Below are 605 nucleotides of genomic sequence, written 5' to 3' on the forward strand. Positions count from 1 at the left end.
AAAAACGACCGTAATGATGCCTTTGCCATTTGTGAAGCCGCACGCCGCCCCAACATGACGTTCGTGCAGCCTCGTACACTGGAGCAGACTGACATCAGCCTGGCGCACCGGCTGCGAGAGCGGCGCATTGATGAACGAACCCGATTGATTTGCCAGTTACGGGGCTTACTGAATGAGTACGGTATTATCCTGCCAGGCGGTAAGGAAAAGCTGAAACAGGCCATGCCCGAACTGCTGGAAGACGCCAGCAACGAGCTGACGGCCTTGGCTCGCGCCTATTGCCGAGACATCATGGATGAATGGCGACAGCTGGATGACGCCATCAAGCGAGTAGATAAAGACATTCGCCGCCAATGCCGTGACAACGACGCCTGCACCCGGCTGACTGAAATTCGGGGCGTGGGAGAGGTTACCGCCACGGCCATGGTCGCCTTTGTCGGCAATGGTAGTCAGTATCGCAATGCCCGGCACTTTTCCGCCAACCTGGGGCTGGTACCGAAAGAGCACTCCAGTGGTGGGAAACAAAAGCTGGGCAGTATCACCAAGCGTGGCAATCGTTATTTACGCAAGTTGTTGGTACAGGGAGCCTGGTCGATTATTCGACA

Annotated in this window: 1 protein-coding gene; it reads left to right on the plus strand. The window is 56.0% G+C overall.

Features of this window, described 5'->3' with window-relative positions; genetic code table 11:
- On the plus strand, positions 1 to 605 hold a 605-nt coding region (locus tag BFR47_RS15060), incomplete at both ends, for an IS110 family RNA-guided transposase (RefSeq protein ID WP_139215202.1).

It is taken from the genome of Oceanisphaera psychrotolerans (assembly GCF_001870485.1).
Classification (GTDB): Bacteria; Pseudomonadota; Gammaproteobacteria; order Enterobacterales; family Aeromonadaceae; genus Oceanimonas; species Oceanimonas psychrotolerans.